This is a genomic window from Mucilaginibacter terrenus, assembly GCF_003432065.1.
In the GTDB taxonomy this organism is placed as follows: Bacteria; Bacteroidota; Bacteroidia; order Sphingobacteriales; family Sphingobacteriaceae; genus Mucilaginibacter; species Mucilaginibacter terrenus.
Genome location: NZ_QWDE01000002.1, coordinates 346904 through 365887 on the forward strand (window position 1 = coordinate 346904; position 18984 = coordinate 365887).

The 18984-nt window shown below is 46.2% G+C and carries 12 protein-coding genes; 4 read left to right on the forward strand and 8 right to left on the reverse strand.

Annotated features, from left to right (window positions below):
* Positions 1 to 35: 35 nt before the first annotated feature.
* From DYU05_RS12175 to DYU05_RS12185, 3 genes are all read left to right on the forward strand, one after another.
* Complete coding sequence (locus DYU05_RS12175) at positions 36 to 887, forward strand: helix-turn-helix domain-containing protein (RefSeq protein WP_117383385.1); 852 nt, start codon at positions 36 to 38, stop codon at positions 885 to 887.
* 62 nt (positions 888 to 949) lie between these two features.
* On the forward strand, positions 950 to 1855 hold the full coding sequence (locus DYU05_RS12180) for an energy transducer TonB (protein ID WP_117383386.1): 906 nt from the start codon (positions 950 to 952) through the stop codon (positions 1853 to 1855).
* 33 nt (positions 1856 to 1888) lie between these two features.
* The gene (locus DYU05_RS12185; protein WP_117383387.1) at positions 1889 to 2320 is read left to right on the forward strand and encodes a hypothetical protein; all 432 of its coding nucleotides are present in this window, start codon (positions 1889 to 1891) and stop codon (positions 2318 to 2320) included.
* A 74-nt stretch (positions 2321 to 2394) separates the two neighbouring features.
* Here DYU05_RS12185 and DYU05_RS12190 read toward each other — a convergent pair whose 3' ends face one another.
* A complete protein-coding gene (locus DYU05_RS12190; RefSeq protein ID WP_117383388.1) occupies positions 2395 to 4299 on the reverse strand; it encodes a beta-N-acetylhexosaminidase in 1905 nt (634 codons plus the stop codon).
* A gap of 176 nt (positions 4300 to 4475) precedes the next feature.
* Here DYU05_RS12190 and DYU05_RS12195 point away from each other — a divergent pair, with 176 nt between their 5' ends.
* Positions 4476 to 5870 carry a Gfo/Idh/MocA family oxidoreductase gene (locus DYU05_RS12195; protein ID WP_117383389.1) on the forward strand — a complete coding sequence of 465 codons (1395 nt, stop codon included), beginning with the start codon at positions 4476 to 4478 and terminating at the stop codon, positions 5868 to 5870.
* A 52-nt stretch (positions 5871 to 5922) separates the two neighbouring features.
* Here DYU05_RS12195 and DYU05_RS12200 read toward each other — a convergent pair whose 3' ends face one another.
* From DYU05_RS12200 to DYU05_RS12230, 7 genes are all read right to left on the reverse strand, one after another.
* Positions 5923 to 9795 carry an NHL domain-containing protein gene (locus DYU05_RS12200; protein ID WP_133300221.1) on the reverse strand — a complete coding sequence of 1291 codons (3873 nt, stop codon included), beginning with the start codon at positions 9793 to 9795 and terminating at the stop codon, positions 5923 to 5925.
* A 1-nt stretch (position 9796) separates the two neighbouring features.
* The gene (locus DYU05_RS12205; RefSeq protein ID WP_117383391.1) at positions 9797 to 13597 is read right to left on the reverse strand and encodes a T9SS type B sorting domain-containing protein; all 3801 of its coding nucleotides are present in this window, start codon (positions 13595 to 13597) and stop codon (positions 9797 to 9799) included.
* 13 nt (positions 13598 to 13610) lie between these two features.
* Complete coding sequence (locus DYU05_RS12210) at positions 13611 to 14597, reverse strand: glycoside hydrolase family 43 protein (RefSeq protein WP_117383392.1); 987 nt, start codon at positions 14595 to 14597, stop codon at positions 13611 to 13613.
* Between the two features lie 2 nt (positions 14598 to 14599).
* Entirely contained in the window at positions 14600 to 15343 is a 744-nt protein-coding gene (locus DYU05_RS12215) for a YdcF family protein (protein ID WP_165852066.1), read from the reverse strand.
* Between the two features lie 504 nt (positions 15344 to 15847).
* Positions 15848 to 16480, reverse strand: a complete 633-nt coding sequence (locus DYU05_RS12220; protein WP_117383394.1) for a gluconate 2-dehydrogenase subunit 3 family protein — start codon at positions 16478 to 16480, stop codon at positions 15848 to 15850.
* Between the two features lie 3 nt (positions 16481 to 16483).
* Positions 16484 to 18217 (reverse strand): GMC family oxidoreductase, encoded by a 1734-nt coding sequence (locus tag DYU05_RS12225; protein ID WP_117383395.1) that lies wholly within the window; start codon positions 18215 to 18217, stop codon positions 16484 to 16486.
* A 43-nt stretch (positions 18218 to 18260) separates the two neighbouring features.
* Positions 18261 to 18923, reverse strand: a complete 663-nt coding sequence (locus DYU05_RS12230; protein WP_117383396.1) for a 3-keto-disaccharide hydrolase — start codon at positions 18921 to 18923, stop codon at positions 18261 to 18263.
* Positions 18924 to 18984: the final 61 nt, after the last annotated feature.

An 18984-nucleotide genomic window follows, 5' to 3' on the forward strand; every position in this document is an offset into this window, starting at 1 on the left:
GCTTACTATGCTTGCAATTTGTTAATTTGGCAGTAATGCTTAACCCTGTAACGCGCGAGCCGCGCAGTGCCATACTGCAAAAGCATATTGCTTATTACTACTTTATGCAAACCGATAGCGATCGTTTTGCCTCCCGCTACTATGCCTTTCCGCATACCTATACGGTGTTTAATATTCACCGCGGGGCAATAAAAAACTTTGGTGATCACTTTACAAATGTGCATGGAACGGGCTGCTTTGAACCTGTTGTCTCAGTACAAGGTATAAGGGAACACCCTTTAGAGGTAAATCTCACAGGTATAATAGATAAAGTGACAATATTATTTAAACCGCTCGGTTTAAACGCCTTTCTCGATCAGCCCTTTGCCAGCGTTATTACCCGGCCGAGCCAGCTGTTTACCTCGTGGGACAATTTGCCGGCTTATAAAAGTTTTACTAAAGCTTTTTTCGGCGAAAGTGACCTGGATAACCGCTGCAAAATTTTAGAGAGTTTTCTACTTACCCGCTATCGTTCGTTCCCGGAGCACGATCTGTTAAGCCGTTTCATTTCACGGCTTAGTGATTTTGACGAAAGCCTGCCTATAGAAGACATTTGCCGCCAGCTACAAGTGCAGCCGCGTACGCTTAACCGGCTTTTTCGTAAGCACCTGGGCGTCTCTCCTGCAAGCTATCGCAAGGTGGCCCGCTTCAGACATTCGTTACAAAACAAGCTGGTAGAAAACCAATTTACCCGCATGACTGAACTTGCATATCAAAGTAATTACTATGACCAAGCCTATTTCAATAAAATCTATAAAGAGCTAACCGGCAGTAACCCTCACCGGTTTTATAAAGAAATAGAGACACTGGCTGATGAGAGGCTGGTATTTAGGTTTATGGAGAGCTGATGTCCGAAAAATACAATTTTTGTAAATTACTATTCTGTTGATTTGTACTATATACAGCAACGATGAAGAATATAATAGTAATAGTCCTGTTAAGTGCATTGAGCAGCAACGTAAATGCGCAATCGCTCAATAAAAAGTTAATGTTACAGTTGGATAGTATTAACCGTGCCGATCAGCAATATCGGAGTAAGGCAGCACAACTTTCGGCACGTACATCTCGGGAGGATGACAAAAACATGCAAAAACAAGCTCGGTTAGATGCGGAGAATCTTGCAAAGATAGATAAGATAATAGCGCGGTACGGATATCCTGGCAAATCGCTCGTAGGTGAAAAGTACATGTCCGTTGCATTTATGGTAGTACAACATGGCGAACCGGAGGCACGTGAAAAATACCTGCCGCTTATGTTAGATGCCGCTAAGAAGGGAGAACTCAGAGCATCGTCAGTAGCAATTATGATCGACCGAAATAAGGTTGATAAAGGCGAAAAGCAGGTTTACGGATCGCAACTACATGAAACCCCGCAAGGCATTAAACTTCAGCCTATAGAGGACGAAGCTAATGTAAATGTTCGGCGCGCAGCGGTAGGGCTTCCGCCGTTGGAGCAATATCTTAAAGAGTGGAATATAAAATACAAGGTGCCTGCAGGCGGGTACCAAAACCCGTCAGACATATACTATCATGCCCCGGAGCTGCCATCAATAGAGTTGATTGGCGGGTACGAAGCGCTATATAAAAAGCTTGCCTATCCCGAAAAGGCGAAAGACAACAACATAAGTGGGGATGTGGTGCTGGAGCTAACTGTAGATAAGAACGGCAACCCTAAAGACATATCGGTTGTCAAGTCACTTGGATTTGGCTGCGATGAAGAAGCTTTAAATGCAATGAAAGCCGCCAAATTTACCAATGCCACAGGAGAAGATCGTGACATACGCGTAAAGCTGCCGTTTCCTTATAAGCAAAAGTAGCCTGGTTGAGTGTGAATGGACTATATTAGCTGCATGAAAAAACTGCTGCTGCTACTTGGACTGCTGTCTGTAATTACTGTTACCGGAAAGAACGCGCATAGTGCTGATACTGCTCCTGAGTTTATGAAGGGCAAGTTTAAGGACGACTATGGTATTAAGTACGAAGTAAGCGATACGCTTTGGGTACAGCTGCCAAAAACAAAATTCCACATTATTAAATGGAACAACGAGGAGCAGTACCTGCTTGCCCGCAACGACAACGCTAACCCCGGCGAAGGTGGATTGTATACCAAAATAGATTATATGCAGTTCAGCAATATGTCGCCTTGGAAATGGGGCTATTGCCTCACCGCTTACGAAGCAAAAACGCAGACCCTGGCCGAAAGCATGGCCAAGCCTGATCGCAGCCGACCTAAGACAGGCTGTAACGGATTCCCGTTCTCAAGAATGAAGCCGAACAACTAAACGTTCCAATAAACTAAAAAAACAAAGGCCACAGAGATTTACCTCCGTGGCCTTTGTAGTTGTACCACTTATGGTTAGTTTCCTGCTCTCTTGGTTAGCTCAGTTATTGGCATGTTATTCATGCGGCCCACCGGCTTACCGTTCTTGTAGGTGATCACACGAAGCAGCGCTGCATCTATCGGCACGGTTAAAGGTGCGGTGTATTTTGGATAGAACTTATCAGGGTAGGAATTATCAAAGCTGTAGTAAATGTCCAGCCCGGGTACTTCTGTAGTAAGTGTAACCTTAATTGTCTTGTCAGGATTGCGGCCTACTTGGAATATGGGATCATATACGCTTGGCGCATATTTAGTTTCTGATTGATCAAAACGCTCAAACTGCTTCTCTACCTTAGGGAAGAACGCTGCAAAATTCTTTTTTGCAGGAGGTGACCAAACAGACTCTGATACCGCGAGCGCACGAGGCCATATCATATATTCTACCTGGCGGAAGTTGTATACCTGTTCTGTCCAAAGATTGGCCTGGCCTCCTTTGATCAGTTTGGCATCAACACCTTCAGGAACTGGCTCAAACTCGTAAGTTTTGTTCAGGCGTAAGGTGGCGTACACAGGTGGTTCCATAATGCGGTCGCTTTGCATGTAATCCAAGTAGGCAAAGGTTGTTGGGCTCATTACCACATCGTGGCCCTGCTTGGCCGCCTCTATGCCACCTTTAATGCCGCGCCAGCTCATTACCGCCGCGTTAGGACCAAGGCCACCTTCTAATATTTCGTCCCAGCCCATGAATTTTTTGCCTTTGCTCTCTACTATTTTTTCTAAACGCTTCTCAAAATAGCTCTGCACCTCCTCCATATTCTTGAGGTTCTCTTTGGCCATTAATGCTTTTACCTGTTCGCTTTGCTCCCAAAAGTTTTTGGCACATTCATCTCCGCCCAGGTGCATATACTCAAAAGGGAATAGCTGCGCCAGTTCGGTAGTAACTTTGTCTAAAAACTCGTAGGTGTAATCGCCGGCAGGGTTTAATGTGTTATCTACCAGTGCAGGATGGCCCGGTTTAGACCAATCCATTATCTTTTCTCCCGAACGCACTACATATTTGTCGGCACCTGCAGTGGCTGATAACTGCGGATAGGCTACTACCGCAGCAAGGCTGTGGCCGGGCACATCTACCTCAGGCATAATGTTTACATATCTTTCCTGTGCGTACTTTACAATCTCGCGAATATCGTCCTGCGTGTAAAAGCCACCGTAATTACGTGGTTCGTCAGGCTTTGGCGGAATAAAATCACCAAAGGTGCCTTCGCGCTTCACATTGTAAGCTCCAACTGTTGTTAGCCGTGGCAAGCTTTTTATCTCAACCCTCCATCCTTCATCGTCTGTAAGGTGCCAGTGCAGCAGGTTAAATTTATACTTAACCATGTCATCTATAAAGCGCATTACTTCTTTCTTGGTAAAAAAATGCCGCGATACATCAAACATCAATCCTCTCCATGCAAAACGCGGGTAATCGTATATATCTACAACAGGTACGCTCCAGGTGACGCCTTTAGCAACTTTCAAACCTTCAATTTCCTTGGGCAACAATTGCATCAAGGTTTGCGCGCCGTAATACAAGCCGGCAGGCTCATTGGCACTTATAGTAATGCCGGTTGACTTTACAGATAAATAATACCCTTCTTTTCCCAGTACCGCGTCTGCTTTTTTGTTTAGCACCAGTTTTATTGCTGCGGCAGGCGCACTGGCTTTAACCAATATCTGTTTACCTGTTGCAGTGGCAAACTTTTCTTTTAACAGATCCAGCACGCGATTAAGCTCCTGCTGCTGCCCCGACTGTACTACTATAGCTTTAGGTAATGTGTATAGTCCCGGATGTTTGGTGATTTTAACAGGTTCTGGAATAATGGCAATGTCGGGGGTGCTTTGTGCCAACGCTGTTGCGGCAAATAAGCAGGACAATGCCAGCGCAGTAAATTTTTTCATACAGATAATTGAGGTTTTATAACGAGGTATCGCCTGCAATTTATGGCTTTTTAAATTAAATTAAAAAGTTTTTATTTTGCTTTATACTAATAGTTTATGCAGAAAGTTTTTTGCTAAATTGCCTAAGTATATCTCACAATTGCGCCTGCAATTATTAACCAATTAATACTACTACCATGTCAACTGATCGCAGAAAGTTTCTCAAGCACCTGGGTACTTCGGTGCTGCTTACCTCCGCTTCGCTAACCTCTTGGGCCGCGAAAGAAGAAAATGAAGTACGGCTGCAACGCGCACAGCGAATTGCCGGGCCTAACGACAAAATACGTATAGCCACTATTGGCATGGGTATAATGGGCTTTAACGACACCCGTGCGGCGCTGACTACATCAGGTGTGGAGCTGGCGGGTGTATGCGACCTGTATAAAGGCAGGCTGGACCGCGCCAAAGAACTTTACGGCCAAAGCCTTTTTACTACTATGGATTACCGCGAAATACTAGGCCGGAAGGACATAGATGCTGTAATTATTGCTACCAGCGACAATTGGCACAGCCAAATAGCCATAGATGCCATGCACAGCAAGAAAGCCGTTTACAGCGAGAAGCCAATGGTACACCTGATAAGCCAGGGCCTTGCCGAAATTAAGGCACAGCAGGATACCAAAATGGTAATGCAGGTAGGTAGCCAGCGCGTAAGCAGTATTGCTTATAAAAAAGCGAAGGAAATGTACCAGGCAGGTGCTATCGGTAAAATAAACTCTATTGAAGCATCATTTAACCGGCAGGATGCACTAGGCGCCTGGCAGTATACTATACCGACAGATGCCACGCTGGCTAATGTAGACTGGGCACGCTACCAGGCAAACGCTAAAGTAAAGTACGATTACGATCCTAAACGCTTTTTCCGCTGGAGAAACTACCGCGAATACGGTACTGGTGTAGCAGGAGACCTGTTTGTACACTTACTCAGTGGCATACATTTTATCACCGGATCTAAGGGGCCGGAAAAGATATACTCTATAGGAGGTCTTACCTACTGGAAGGATGGCAGGAACGTGCCTGATGTTATGAGTGCCGTGGTGCAATACGGCGAAACCAAGGAACACCCGGCATTCCAGGTAACCCTAAGGGTAAATTTCGTGAGCGGCGATGGCGGAAGCGGCAGAACTACAATAACTGGTTCTGAAGGTGTGATTGATCTTGGCGACGGAGATAACTTTACCATAAAACGAAATAAAATGCCCGAGGCACCAGGTATTGGCGGATGGGACTCATTATTTACTTATACCGAAGCACAGCAGAAAGCTCTGTTAGACGATTATAATAAAAAGTGGACTGAACAGCAGAAAAGGCGAACCCGCGAGCCCGACACTGTTTATAGTGCCCCCGAAGGGTATAACTCATCTAACGAGCATTTCGCAAACTTTTTTGACTCAGTACGCAACGGTACACCTGTAGTAGAAGACGCCAAGTTTGGTTTCAGAGCCGCCGCACCTTGCCTAGCTTGTAACGACAGTTATTTTGAGAATAAAGTTATCCGTTGGGACGCAGAAAACATGAAAATTATAGCATAATAGCAACTACTTTTTGGAAAACGGCCGCGGTGTATACCAGCGGCCGTTTTGTTTATCTTATGATAGCGACCCAGCCGGAAAGCACGCTAATATTGGTGTGGGTATCTATCATATAATAATAAGTTCCTGCTGGTACTTGCTTGCCGGAGTAGGTGCCATCCCATGGTTTGCTGTACCCTGTTGATTGAAACAGCAACTGGCCATTACGGTTATAAATAGATACAGTGCTGTTAGGATAGTTACTTAAAATAGGAATTTGCCAATAGTCGTTAATACCGTCGCCATTAGGCGTAAAAGTGTTTGGCGGAATGATATCGCACGCAGCATTCGCAAGCACAGAGACGGTAACCGCGTTTGATTCTGTAGCCGGGTTTGCCACGCATTTACCGCCGCTTACCATGGTGCAGGTAACTACATCACCATCTGCAAGATTTTTGGTGCTGAAGGTACTGCTGTTAGTGTCGGTATTATTACCATTAATGTGCCACTGGTAGGATGGTTCACCGTTAGTGGTTTGTACGTTAGTAGGCACAGCGGTAAAGGTTACCTTGCTGCCGGGGCAAAACGCCCCCGTAATGGAAGGAAATATCATTACAGAAGTTGTTACAGGCGGATCGGCAGTAAGTGTAGCTGGTGCTGAAGGTAGGGATGATATATCGGCGCATCCATCATGATTGGTTACTATGCAGGTAATTTTATCTCCTGTAAGTAACGCACTGCTGGTAAATTCAGGGCCGCCACTATAAACAGGAGCGCCATTTACAAACCACTGATATGTTGGCGCGTTGCCTCCATTCACTGCGCTGGCTGTATACTTTACTTCCAATCCCTCGCAGCTTGCGTAATAGTCCGGAGTTATCTTTACTGTAGGGGCGGGCAGCTTATTAGCGGTAACTGAAAACGTAACACTTACGGTATCATATGGGCTTAAACCATCACTTGCAATTAGTTTCACATAAACCTTCTCACCGTCTTTAAGAACACGGCCGGCTGCAGGTACCTGCGTGAAAGTTATACTACCTGTACAGGGGCTTGTGCCGGTTGCTTTTGCAGCGTAGTCTTCTAATATAGCAGGGCATGCATCAAGAAACGGCAACGTTACGGGCTGATATTTGCTGGTAATCGTGATAGGGTTAATAATAACTAAGGGGATATTAACGGTTTTCTTGTTGCTTTTACCATTGTTATCAAAATAGCCGGCAGTGCCACTGCCTGCTATGGTGCTTACCATGCCGGCGGGCGTTATTTTGCGGATAATGTGATTATCCTGATCGGCTATGTAGAGGTTATCTGCCGGGTCAATACCGATGCCTTGCGGGTTGTTGAAAGACGCGATGGTGGCGCCATCTCCGTCTGCCCGGCCAATTCTGCTTGCACTGCCGGCATATATTGTAAACGTGCCATCAGCAGCTACTTTATAAATCTTAGGCTCTGTTGATGCTATAAACGAGTTGCCTTTGCTATCTACCACAAGGCGTGTAAATCGTAAAAGCGGATCAGTTTTGCGGAATAACGTTGTAACCACCCCCGCAGGTGTTATTTTGCGAACGCTATTTACATCGTTTGCAGCAGAACTAGTTACAAATAAAGTTCCGTCAGGTCCAAAATACAACCCCTTGATACCATCAAAGTCCGCGAGTGTACCAATCCCATCTGTAAAGGCCTGCTTGCCGCTTCCCGCAAAAACTATTGCCGAGGAGCCATCCGGTGCTGCTTTGTATATTCTCGTTTTATCAGCTATATAAATGTACCCGCTTTTGTCAATAGCTATGGCCGCTCCCTCTATAGGATCAAAGTCGTTTAAGCCGGTAAGCGCCTCTGTGGTAAAGGTGCTCACTGTACCATCAGGTGTAATCTTCCGTATTAAAAAATTAGCAACGTCGCAAACATATATGTTCCCTTGTGCATCCGTTATAATGCTCAGCAGGTCTTTGGAGAAACTTGCTATGCCGGCTTTCCCATCCACTTTTCCAGGTCCACCATTACCCGCAAGTGTACTAACACGACCGTCAACAGCTATTGTTCTTATACGGTAATTGCCCTTGTCGGAGATGTACATTTTCCCGCTTACAGGGTCGAACACAATGTTAGATGGATAATTAAACCTGGCACTTAAAGGATCGACAGGGTCAGCGCCAAATCCGGTCTTCAATACTGATGTTTGCAGACCTACATCGGCGCAACTATACAAACTATCCTGCAGGGTTGTAGATGGCTGCTGAAGCTGGTATTCGCCCGTTACGGTGGCAACCGTGTCATAATTTATTTTGGTATTACCGGTTGGATCAAGCTTTATCCTTACCGGGTTGCCTTTGGGAACAACATCCGGGTAGACAAAAACTTCGGGTACTTCCTGTATAACTAAGGTGCGTTCCACCGGAGTAGCCGCGAAATAAAAGGGATCTTCGTCTTTATACGCGGTTATGGTAACGGTGCCGGCTTTTAAGATGTGGATTTTGCCGTCGAAAACTGATGCTATACTAATGTCGCTTGACTCATATCGGATGGGGTTGGAGTTTGACGGGCCAACAGCTGTGGCGTTAAGCGGGTAATCCAGATCGGTGTCTTTCATTACCGGTAACGGATCAAATTTAATCACCTGCTGCTTTCTTATTAACTCATTTACCTGTATGTTAAACGTATACGTCCCCATTCCCTCAGTATTGTAACCAAATATAGTGTAATCTGTAGAAGGCCAGGGCTGCGTAGGTGTCCCGCTGATTATGCCGGTTCGCTGGTCCAGCACCAACCCCGGTGGGAGATCGGGTATTACCTTAAACCCAGTGGTAGATATTTTACGAATTACGTTGTTGTCTGCATCGGCAACATAAATAAAGCCTTGTGCATCTATACACATGCCCATGGGCTTGCCAAACTGCGCATTTGGGCCAATAGCATCTACATATCCGGGTTTTTTGTTGTTTCCGGCAAGTACGCTTATATATTGCTCCCGCTTGCCAAACCTTTTTATCTCATGCCCTCCGCCGTCTGCAATAAACATGTTGCCGGCATTATCCAACGCGAGGCCCATAATGCTTTTGAATGTTGCATTTGCAGCAGTGCCCTCAAACGGATCGGTGTTATAGTTAACGCCGGCAGCCGTGCCTACTACTGCGCTTTGATTAACGGTTCGTATCATTTCACCATCCGCTACGTACATGATATCATCAGGGCCGGTGATCATCGCGTATAACGCAGCAAACTTGGCAGTGACGCCAGGCCCGTTAAAATTGGGAGCCGGGCCACGATAGCCGCCGCCAGCAAAAAAAGTTACATAGCCGCCGGGTACTTCCCGAATTTGAGGTACATCGGCCACAAACAATCTTCCCGCAAGATTGAACGTTAGCCCCGTCGGCTGCATAAACGTATTATTCGTCATGGCAGCTGTACCAGGAATACCTGCAAAAACACTTACATCTCTGGTTGGTGTTATCTGGCGTATCGCATTGTTGTCCTTGTCAGTAACAAACAAGTTACCCTGCTTATCAAACATGATACAGGCAGGATTATTAAACCGTGCGGAGGCGCCGTTGCCGTCAGCATAACCTGCTACCCCGCTGCCCGCATAGGTACTTACGGTACCGTCGGGCGCTATCATTCGGATGCAATTATTACCAGCATCAGATACATACAGATTCCCTGCCGCATCCATCTTAACGTCTGATGGAGCTGTGAATGCGGCATTTCGGCCCTTTGCATTGACTAAACCGGGTGATCCGCTGCCCGCCACAGTAGTTACCTCGCCATATATGTTGGGAGGTACAGTACCACTGGTAGGCCGGTAAGTGGGAGCAACGGGGGTGATAGGTGTGCCTGTGAAATACTGCTGAGCGGGCTGATCGCGAAAACGAGGAAGCTGGGCATAAGTTTGCTGTGCTGCTATAACAACAAGAAGCAAAGTAAATATGTAAGCTATCCTCTTCACACTACCTCAGAATTGTTACCGGACCAGAAAGTGGCGGCCGGCCTGTTTTTAAGTCTATAAGATAATAGTAAGTACCGGGTGCAAGCTGATTACCACTGTAAGTGCCATCCCAGGGCTTAGTATAGCCAACGGAACGGTACACTACTTTACCGTAGCGATTATAAACAGAGAACACACAGTCGGGAAAGTTAACAAGCTCCGGGATATCCCAGAGATCATTACGCCCATCTCCATTTGGGGTGAAAGTATTGGCAATGGTAATGGCGCATTCGGCATCTGTTTTTACCTGTACAGTTATCGGGTTAGATATAGTTATTGGTAACGCAGAGCACTTTACATGGCTGTCCATCTCGCAGGTTACTATATCGCCGTTGCGCAAGGTGCTGCTGGTAAAAGTTGCCGAATTACTGCCCTTTAAATCGCCATTTACTTTCCATTGATAATCCGGTGTTTGTGTTGCGGTTTGCACGTTTGACGGCACGGCCGTAAAAGAAAGTGCCACACCTGCGCATATCGCGTCGGTCGTAGAAGGCGTTATGATCAGAGCGGTCGCAATAGACGCTTCAGTAGAAACTACGTATAGCGCGGACTGCTCTGACGGTATACCGGCGCAGTAATCAGTGTTTAAAACCGTGCAGGTAACCTTGTCGCCATCGGCTGGCGCGTTGTAAGTGAAGGTACTGCCTGTTGCAGCTTGTAAAGCATTGTTAACGCGCCATTGAAATGTGGGGCTGTTTCCCTCATCAGCCGCTGTCGCTTTGAATGTAATAGGCGAGCCATCGCATACCGCGCTACTAACAGGCGCTATAGTCACCGTAGGTGAAGCAACAGGTATTGCATTAACATTGAAAGTAGCAGTTGACGATTGGCCCAAATCATCAGTGGCGGTGAGTGTTACCTTTATAGTTTGCCCCGCAACAATTGTGGTACCGGCCTGCGGCGATTGCGTTATGGTGATATTGTGTGCACAAGTGCTTTCTGCATGGGCGTCAGTTGCGTAATCTGGCAAAAGTGCAGGGCACTGCGGCGCTACCAGCATGTTGACATCGGCATATGCGCCTGTTATGTTAAGCGCGCTAACAATTTTTACTTTTACAGTAACCTTGGTAGCATTGCTCCTATTGGTGTTGTCCTTGTCACCCGGCTCTCCGCTACCGGCTATGGTGGTTACTTTGCCTGTTGTCGAGATCATCCGGATGCGGTGATTGTCTGAATCAACGATGTATAAATTGTCCTTACTATCTATGCCAATCCCCTGCGGGTTCCTGAATTGAGCTGTAGCCTTCGGCCCATCGGCAAAGCCTTCTATACCGCCGGCGTATTTAGTAAAATCCCCTGCATCGGTAAGGCGATATATAACCGGCAGCGATGATGCAATGAATATAATCCCTTTACTATTTACTACAAGGCGAGTGAAGTTAGCTGCGTAAGGCAATGAGATAATTGTAGCGGTAGCGCCGCTGGCTGCTATTTTTCTTACTGTGTTTACATTGTTTAGGTCGCTGGTACTCACGTATAAAAAGCCAGAGCCATCAAACGCCAGTCCCCGTATACCGCTAAAGCTCGCAGTCGCGCCAATACCATCTAAATTGGCTGCGTTTCCGCTACCAGCAAATAACGTTACGGTGCTTCCATCCGGCGTTATCCTGAATATTTTAGTGGCGTTCGCAACAAATATATTGTCGTTTTTGTCAACCGCTATGGCATTTGCGGCAAAATTACCGCCATTGGCTGCCTTAAGCTCATTGAAGGCAAATGTTGTGGCGTTACCGTCGGGATCTATTTTTCTTACAGCGTTATTAAAATAGTCGCACACAAATATGTTCCCGTGAGAATCTGTAGCGATTGAAGATAGCCCTCTGCCAAAGGCGACGTTACCACCATTGCCATCCCTGAAGCCTGAGATGCCCCCAGCTATAGTGGTAACGCGTGTATCAAGATCATACTTTCTTACTTTATAAAAAGCCTGATCCGTAACGTAAAAGTTCCCAAACCTGTCAAAGGCAAGTGCCGCGGGCTGGTCGAATTGCGCGTTAAGCGGGTCGGCCGGATCGGGGCCGTAACCCGCGCCGACAGTAATATCCTGCTCACCAAGGTCCTCACATGTAAAAGTGCCGGTTGGCCTGATGGTTTTGGTGATATCAGGTTTTTGAGGGCCGGGCGTGATCGTAGCTAGTTGATCGGGCGTTAAAGTAAGTGTTCCAAACTTATCTAATGCAAACACAAACGGACCGGCTTTGGCAACCACGTCGGGCTTGTCCAGCTCAGGCGGTGGTAAGATAGTGAGCTCTTGTGGGACCGGAATGGCTTCAGCATAGTCAACGTCCCCACGTTGTTTGGCAGTAATGGTGACTTTTCCAGGTGCCACCATGTGTATTTTGCCATTTGATATAAAAGCAAGGTTAAGATTGCTACTCTCGTATTCTATGGGGATGTTTGGATTGCTGCTTGTTGCACCCGGTGGAAAGTCCTGGTCACCAACGGTGACTGTAGGTAAGGGACCAAACGTTATTTGCTGTGGTTTAAGCACTGCTTCGCGTACCTCAAGCTGAAAACCAAACACACTTTTTCCACTGGTGTTATAAGCTATTACGGTGTAATTGGATAATTGCCTCGTCTCTGTAGGAGTGCCGCTTATCTGACCTGTAGTGCGATCAAATATTAGCCCTGCGGGTAGTGCAGGGCTAATTGAATAACCCGTTGTATAAACAGTGCGTATAACATGTGCACCTTCATCGGCAACGTACAATACTCCGTCTTTGTCAATTGTTAATCCGGCGGGTGCAACAAACGGCGCTGTTGCTATGGTTTTTATTTCACCGGAAGGATCAAATCTGCGTATAGAAGAGCCTGTTCGGTCGGTGAAGAACACTACTCCAGCAGCATCCTTAACCATGCCAGTGCAACCATTTAATAGTGCTCCTTTACCGTAACCATCCACACTGCCTGTAAAAAAATTCCCGGCCACGGTAACTATGTTGCCGTCCTTGTCCATGGAACGTATGTGCGATGCATCGGTAATGTAGAATATGCCGGCACCAATATTAACTATGCCGTTTGGATTGTTGAATGCCGCAATGGTATTGCTGCCATCTATCCACCCACTGGTGCCACTTCCCGATGTTACATTGGTATTGCCATCCTGTGCAACATGCCTTATTACATTGTTGCCATAGTCGGTTACAAACAAACCTCCGTTATCATCAACAGCTATACCTGTAGGCAGGTTAAAACGCGCGAATGACCCTTGAGCATTTATCAACCCGGATGCATTGGCTAGCCCTGCCAGCGTTGTAACACTTCCTTCGGGTGTTATTTTGCGAATAGTATGGTTTTTGCGGTCGGCAACAAACAGGTTCCCCTCCTTGTCAAAAACCAAACCTGTTGGTCCATTGAAAGCTGACAGGAGCCTTACACCATCCAGGCTGCCAGCTACACCTGTACCTGCATAGGTGGTTACATCGCCGGCGGCATCAATCTTACGTATTACGTTGTTTCCCGCATCGGCTATGTACAAATTACCGCTGGCGTCCTGTTTAATATCATAAGGCGCGTTAAAACGTGCAGCAAGCAGGTGCGCATTAACAAAGCCGGGGATTGTGCTTCCGCCGGCGTAATTTGTCACCTGGCCAAAAGGCGTTGCAGGCACCGCGCCTCCTGTGTTAACAGGCAATACCGGAGTTATTGGTACGCCTTTTTTATAGCTCTGATCCGGATAGGTAATGTTTGGAGCTTGTGCATAGCTGTTGCATACTGCCGTTAAGGCAATTATGAATACGGCAATATTGCATATACCCTTCACAAAGTTTCAGGCATCACTTTATCTTTCTGGCAGTTACACCTTCGTTGGTAATTTTAACGGGCTTAATTGTGCCATCGGCGTTAAATATCATCTTGTCTATACAGGTTACCCGGTGGTTAGCATCTGTTTCAGTCAAAGGCCGGCGGTGATAAACAATATACCAGTCGTTTGTTCCTGGTACATTAATCACCGAGTGATGGCCTGCTCCGGTTGCAACTTTAGCATCTTGCGCCAGTACAGTGCCTATTCTTTTAAACGGACCGTTTATGTTATCGGCTATAGCATATGCTACACGATAGTCAGGACCAGTCCAGCCGCCTTCAGACCACATGAAATAATACTTTTTGTTGCGCTTGAACATTACCGGCCCTTCTACATATCCTTCAGGGGTAATCTCCTGATAGGATATATCATCTTTATAGGTAGATATCCCGGTAAAATCAGCTTTAAGTTTGGCAATGTTACAGTGACCCCAGCCGCCATAAATTATGTAATACTGCCCGTCATCATCTTTAAACACAAACTGATCAATAGGTTGTGCCTTGTTGTGAAATTTATCAATGAGTGGTTTACCTAAATAGTCTTTAAACGGACCTTCAGGTTTTTCAGCAACAGCTATGCCAATGCCGCCTACAGTTTCATCGTTCTGTATATCATTAGCGGCAAAAAAGAAGTAATATTTATTGTCTTTTTTGACGATGGCAGGAGCCCACATCGCCCGTTTGGCCCATTTTACGTTTGATGAATCGAGCACATTGTTGTGCTTGGTCCAGTGTACCAGATCGGGCGAGGAGAAGGCGTCGAAATGTACCTGGCTGTTGTACTTGTCGGAATATGTTGGATAAATCCAATACTGTTTTTCGAAAATGGTAGCTTCCGGATCTGCATACCATCCAGGGAAAATGGGATTGCCTGATGTTGTTTTGTTCACCGGTTTTTGTGCAAACGCAGTGTTAAACGAAATTGAAGCCGAGACAGCGAGTATAAATAGTCGTTTCATAGTTATTTTAGTACAGCTACAACGTAGCCTATTAGCTCTTTTATATAGAGGTTCCACTTATCGTAGTTGACAGAGGAAGGTAAAAAGTCGTATAAAGATAAGGCACTCTTTAATGTTTTATAGTCGCATGGGTAACCAACTACCTGTAAGCCTTCCTTTTTAAATATAAGTTCCGCACGTTTCATGTGAAAAGCAGAGGTTACCAGCAAGTAGGGCGGCTTTAAGCCTGCTTTTTTTATAATTGCGTGCGATAAAGATGCATTCTCAAAAGTATTGCGTGCTTTGCTCTCAATAAAAATGGCAGAGTCTAGAAATCCTTGTTTGTGTAAAAGTTCGCGTACATACGCCCCTTCAGAAAACGCCGAGGGATTAAGGTTGCCATTGCCGCCCGTCATGAGCAGGTGAGAGGCTGTTTTGTTTTTTAGCAGCAGGGTAGCCTGTGTGTAACGATCTTTAGAGTCGTTTAAAAAACCGTGACCGCTTTCGTCCTCGGAAACAAAGCCACCTAACAAAATAATGCAGCTAAACTTTCTGTTGCCAGGATTATAAGGTTCCTCATCCCATCCGCGTGCGTAAAGATTCAAAAGCAAAGGGTTCCCAAACACATATAACAATGCCACGCCGGCAATAAGCAATTTATATCGTCTTTTAGCACTTTTAGTAACGATGGCGTAAACCAACAAGCCAAATGACCACAAAAATGGCAGTGTAAGGATGTAGAGCACTTTGGAGAGTATAAAATACATTGATTTTATATTGGCGGTACAATTTAACTCATTTTTATGTAACTGCATGTAACCAATAATTAATTCTATACGTCAAAGTTGCCAAACTTGTAACAATCTAAGTGAATTAGAGTATTGTATCCACACGAAGAGCGGTACAGATCATTGTTGAAGTGGGCTGGAATTTATTTACCAGCCAATCACTAGCTGAGCAAACCTTCTATTGGTTTATGCGTAAACAACCTTTCAGAGGATGTATGGTGGGTAGATAAAAAAAGTAGATAATACAGGCTTTGAACGAAAAATAGATAACCGATCCGGGCAGTCCGCAAGCAGAAAACAACAGGTCTGATATAGATTCGGTAAGGAACATCAAATAGAGGGTGATGTAAGAGGCAAGCCCGGGGCATTTTAGCTTCGGGTTTTGTCTTTTTACTTGCTAAAGGTTAAAATTAAAAAGGGTGGAACAAATATACTTGTCCACCCTTTTTTGTTAAGATGCCGCCATTAGCATAGCGGCAAGTATTACATAACAAAGTTTTCCAGCCCGTATTGCTTTAATACATCAGCAGGTACACCTTGCCAGCGGTTAGGTGCATTCCCGGCAAATCCCAAGTCTTTAATGCCTATTTCACTGGTGAAAAAACCAGTTGCGGTAAGGTCACGCATGCGATTAAAGAAGGCAACACCTTGCTGCATTTCGGGCTTGGCCTTTTTAGGATATGCAATCTGGTCTACTATTTCCAGACGCTGTGCTTCGGAGCATGCAGTGAATGCCTTGCCATATCGGTGCAGGCACTGCGTGTCCAGCCAGCGGATGCCTCCGCGCATGGGCAGTTTATGATCTGGGATGTCCTTTACGATAAATTCAATAAAGTCGGGCACCTTAGCGTCTGTAGCGCTGCCAGACTTACCATCCTTAGGAATGATGATATCCGCAAGGATAGCGATAGTTGCCATCTCATGCTCATTAAAATATTTCTCTGCCTGAAGCTTTTTGTCACGTTCTACTTCTTCGGGTTGGCGGCCGGCAGTGGCTTCGTTAGCCTGCTCGGTGCTTTGCGGAGCGTTCTTGTCTGTAGGTTTACAGGCGTCAAGCAATACCGTTGCCGATAATGTACCAAAGCCAAGGGCTTTTAGGGAGTCGCGTCTGTTCATGGCTTATACGTTAAGTTTTTTACGTTGCGATAAAATGTATTCTGCTGTGCGCATGCTCAATGCTAATATGGTCCAGGTAGCGTTCTTATCGCCTTGCTGTACAAACGGAGCGGCATCTACCACAAACAGGTTAGGGCAATCCCAAGCCTGGCAGTACTTGTTAAGCGCCGATTTTTTTGGATCGTCGCCCATACGGATAGTACCTACCTCATGGATGATCTTACCAGGAGCCTCTAAACCGTAATTGGTTTCAGGGCCTTGTTTCGGGCCATGTATAGCACCCATGTTGTGCAGTATCTCTTCGAATGTGTCCTGCATGTGTTTAGCCTGGTTTATCTCATCGTTGTTCCAGGTGTAGTTAAAGCGCAGTACGGGTATACCATACTTATCTACCACATTAGGGTCAATTTCACAATAGTTCTCTTTACGGGCGATAGCGGTGCCACGGCCTGCCATACCAACACCAGTACCGAAGAAACGGCGGTAATCATCTTTAAGTGAAGCGCCGTAACCTCCGGCTTCCTTCATTTTACCATCACGACCTGCTACTGCGCCGTTCATGCCTTCCATACCAAAGCCGAAACCATAAGATGGCATATGCATGCCGCCGCCGTATTCTATGTGGTACCCACGAGGGAAGTTTAGTTTTTTGTTATCGAGCCACCATGGTGAGTAGATGTGCACGCTGCCCACACCGTCTTCGTTATAACGTTTACGGTCCATTAATTGCGGCAGGAAACCGCCAGCGCTTGAACCTGTAGAATCGTGCAGGTATTTGCCCACTACGCCGCTACTGTTAGCCAAGCCGCCCGGGTGAGCTGATGATTTTGAATTAAGCAATATACGTGCAGACTCGCCTGCGCTAGCCCCAAGCACAACGGTTTTAGCGTTTACCTGGTACTCCTGCATATCTTCTTTATTGATGTAAGACACACCGGTAGCAATACCATTCTTGTCGGTTAATATCTCTCGCACCATTGCGTTGGTAATCACCTTAAGGTTGCCGGTTTTTATAGCCGGGATCACCAAACATGACGAAGCCGAAAAGTCTGCGTATACTTTACAACTACGGCCACATTGTCCGCAGAAGAAGCACTGGCCGCGATCTTTATTGCCCGGTAGCGCCTCGGTAAGTACCGAACCCCGACCAGGGATAGTAGTTACCCCGGCTTTACGCGCGCTTTGGGTAATGAATATTTCGTTCAAACGAGGTTTCGGCGGTGTCAGGAAGATACCGTCAGGTTCGTTCTCCAGATTTTCTTTGGTGCCGTATACACCTATCAGGCGGTCAACTTTATCGTAAAATGGTTTTACATCGTCGTAAGTGATTGGCCAGTCATCTGTAAGGCCGTCTTTAGCCTTAAAGTCGTGTGGGCCCATACGTAGGGAAATACGGCCCCAGTGATTGGTGCGGCCTCCAAGCATACGCGAACGGAACCAGTAAAACTCTGTTTTGTCTTTAGTAGTATAGGGCTCACCATCAATTTCCCAGCCGCCGTAAGCAGCGTCAAAGTCACCGAATGGGCGGGTTGTACTTGCGCCACGACGCGGCGACTCCCACGGCCATTTCAATTGTTGTGAATCGGTCTTGGGGTCAAAGTAAGCGCCGGCTTCCAGCATCAATACCTTAACACCTGCATTAGCCAGTACATAGCCGGCCATACCACCTCCTGCGCCAGAACCTACAATAACAACATCATACGTTGTGGCCGATTTTTTTATCTGAATATCTTCCATATTATCTTACGTGCTCTCTGTAATTGCTTGTGGAAGCCTTAGCTTATAGTTGTTTAAGTTTAATGTTTTTGTAAGATACCACTGCGCCATGGTTTTGTAGCGCGATGTGGCCGCTAGGGTATTTGGCAAACTTGTCCCAGGTTTTAAATTTGCTGTTGTTTAGCATTTCGGTCCACTCGGGGCTGCCCATTTGTACGTTAACTGTCTCGACGCCGTTAAGCCAAAAGGTAAGGTGGCCTTTGTCTTTGCGTATCTTGGCAGTATTCCACTGTCCGGCTGGCTTAGCGGCTGCAGGTGCAGCTTTCATATCGTATAATGACCCTGCCAGGTGGCTTGGTTTCTTGTTGTCCTCAGCCTTTTCGTTATCTAAAACCTGCATTTCAATACCTGTAAGGTAAGTAGCACCCAGCGCAGGATCTTCATGCACCCCGAAGATGATACCGCTGTTACCACCTTCTGCAATTTTCCAGTCTACGGTAAGCTCGTAGTTTTCGTACTCGCCATCAGTAACAAGGTCGGCTGCGTCAGTAGCTTTTGGGTCAAGCTGCAATGCGCCGTCAACTACGCCCCAGCCTCCGGTGCCCGGCTTGTTGTAAGCGTGCCATCCTTTGGTGGTTTTTCCGTCGAATAATTTAACTGTTTTTTGTGCAGATGCAGTGAGCATGCATGCTGATAACGCGAACGCGCTCAAAAGTATTTTCTTCATGGGTAATTTGGTTTAGCAGCAAATGGGGCTGCTGTGTTAACTGGTTGCTAAAGTAGCATTT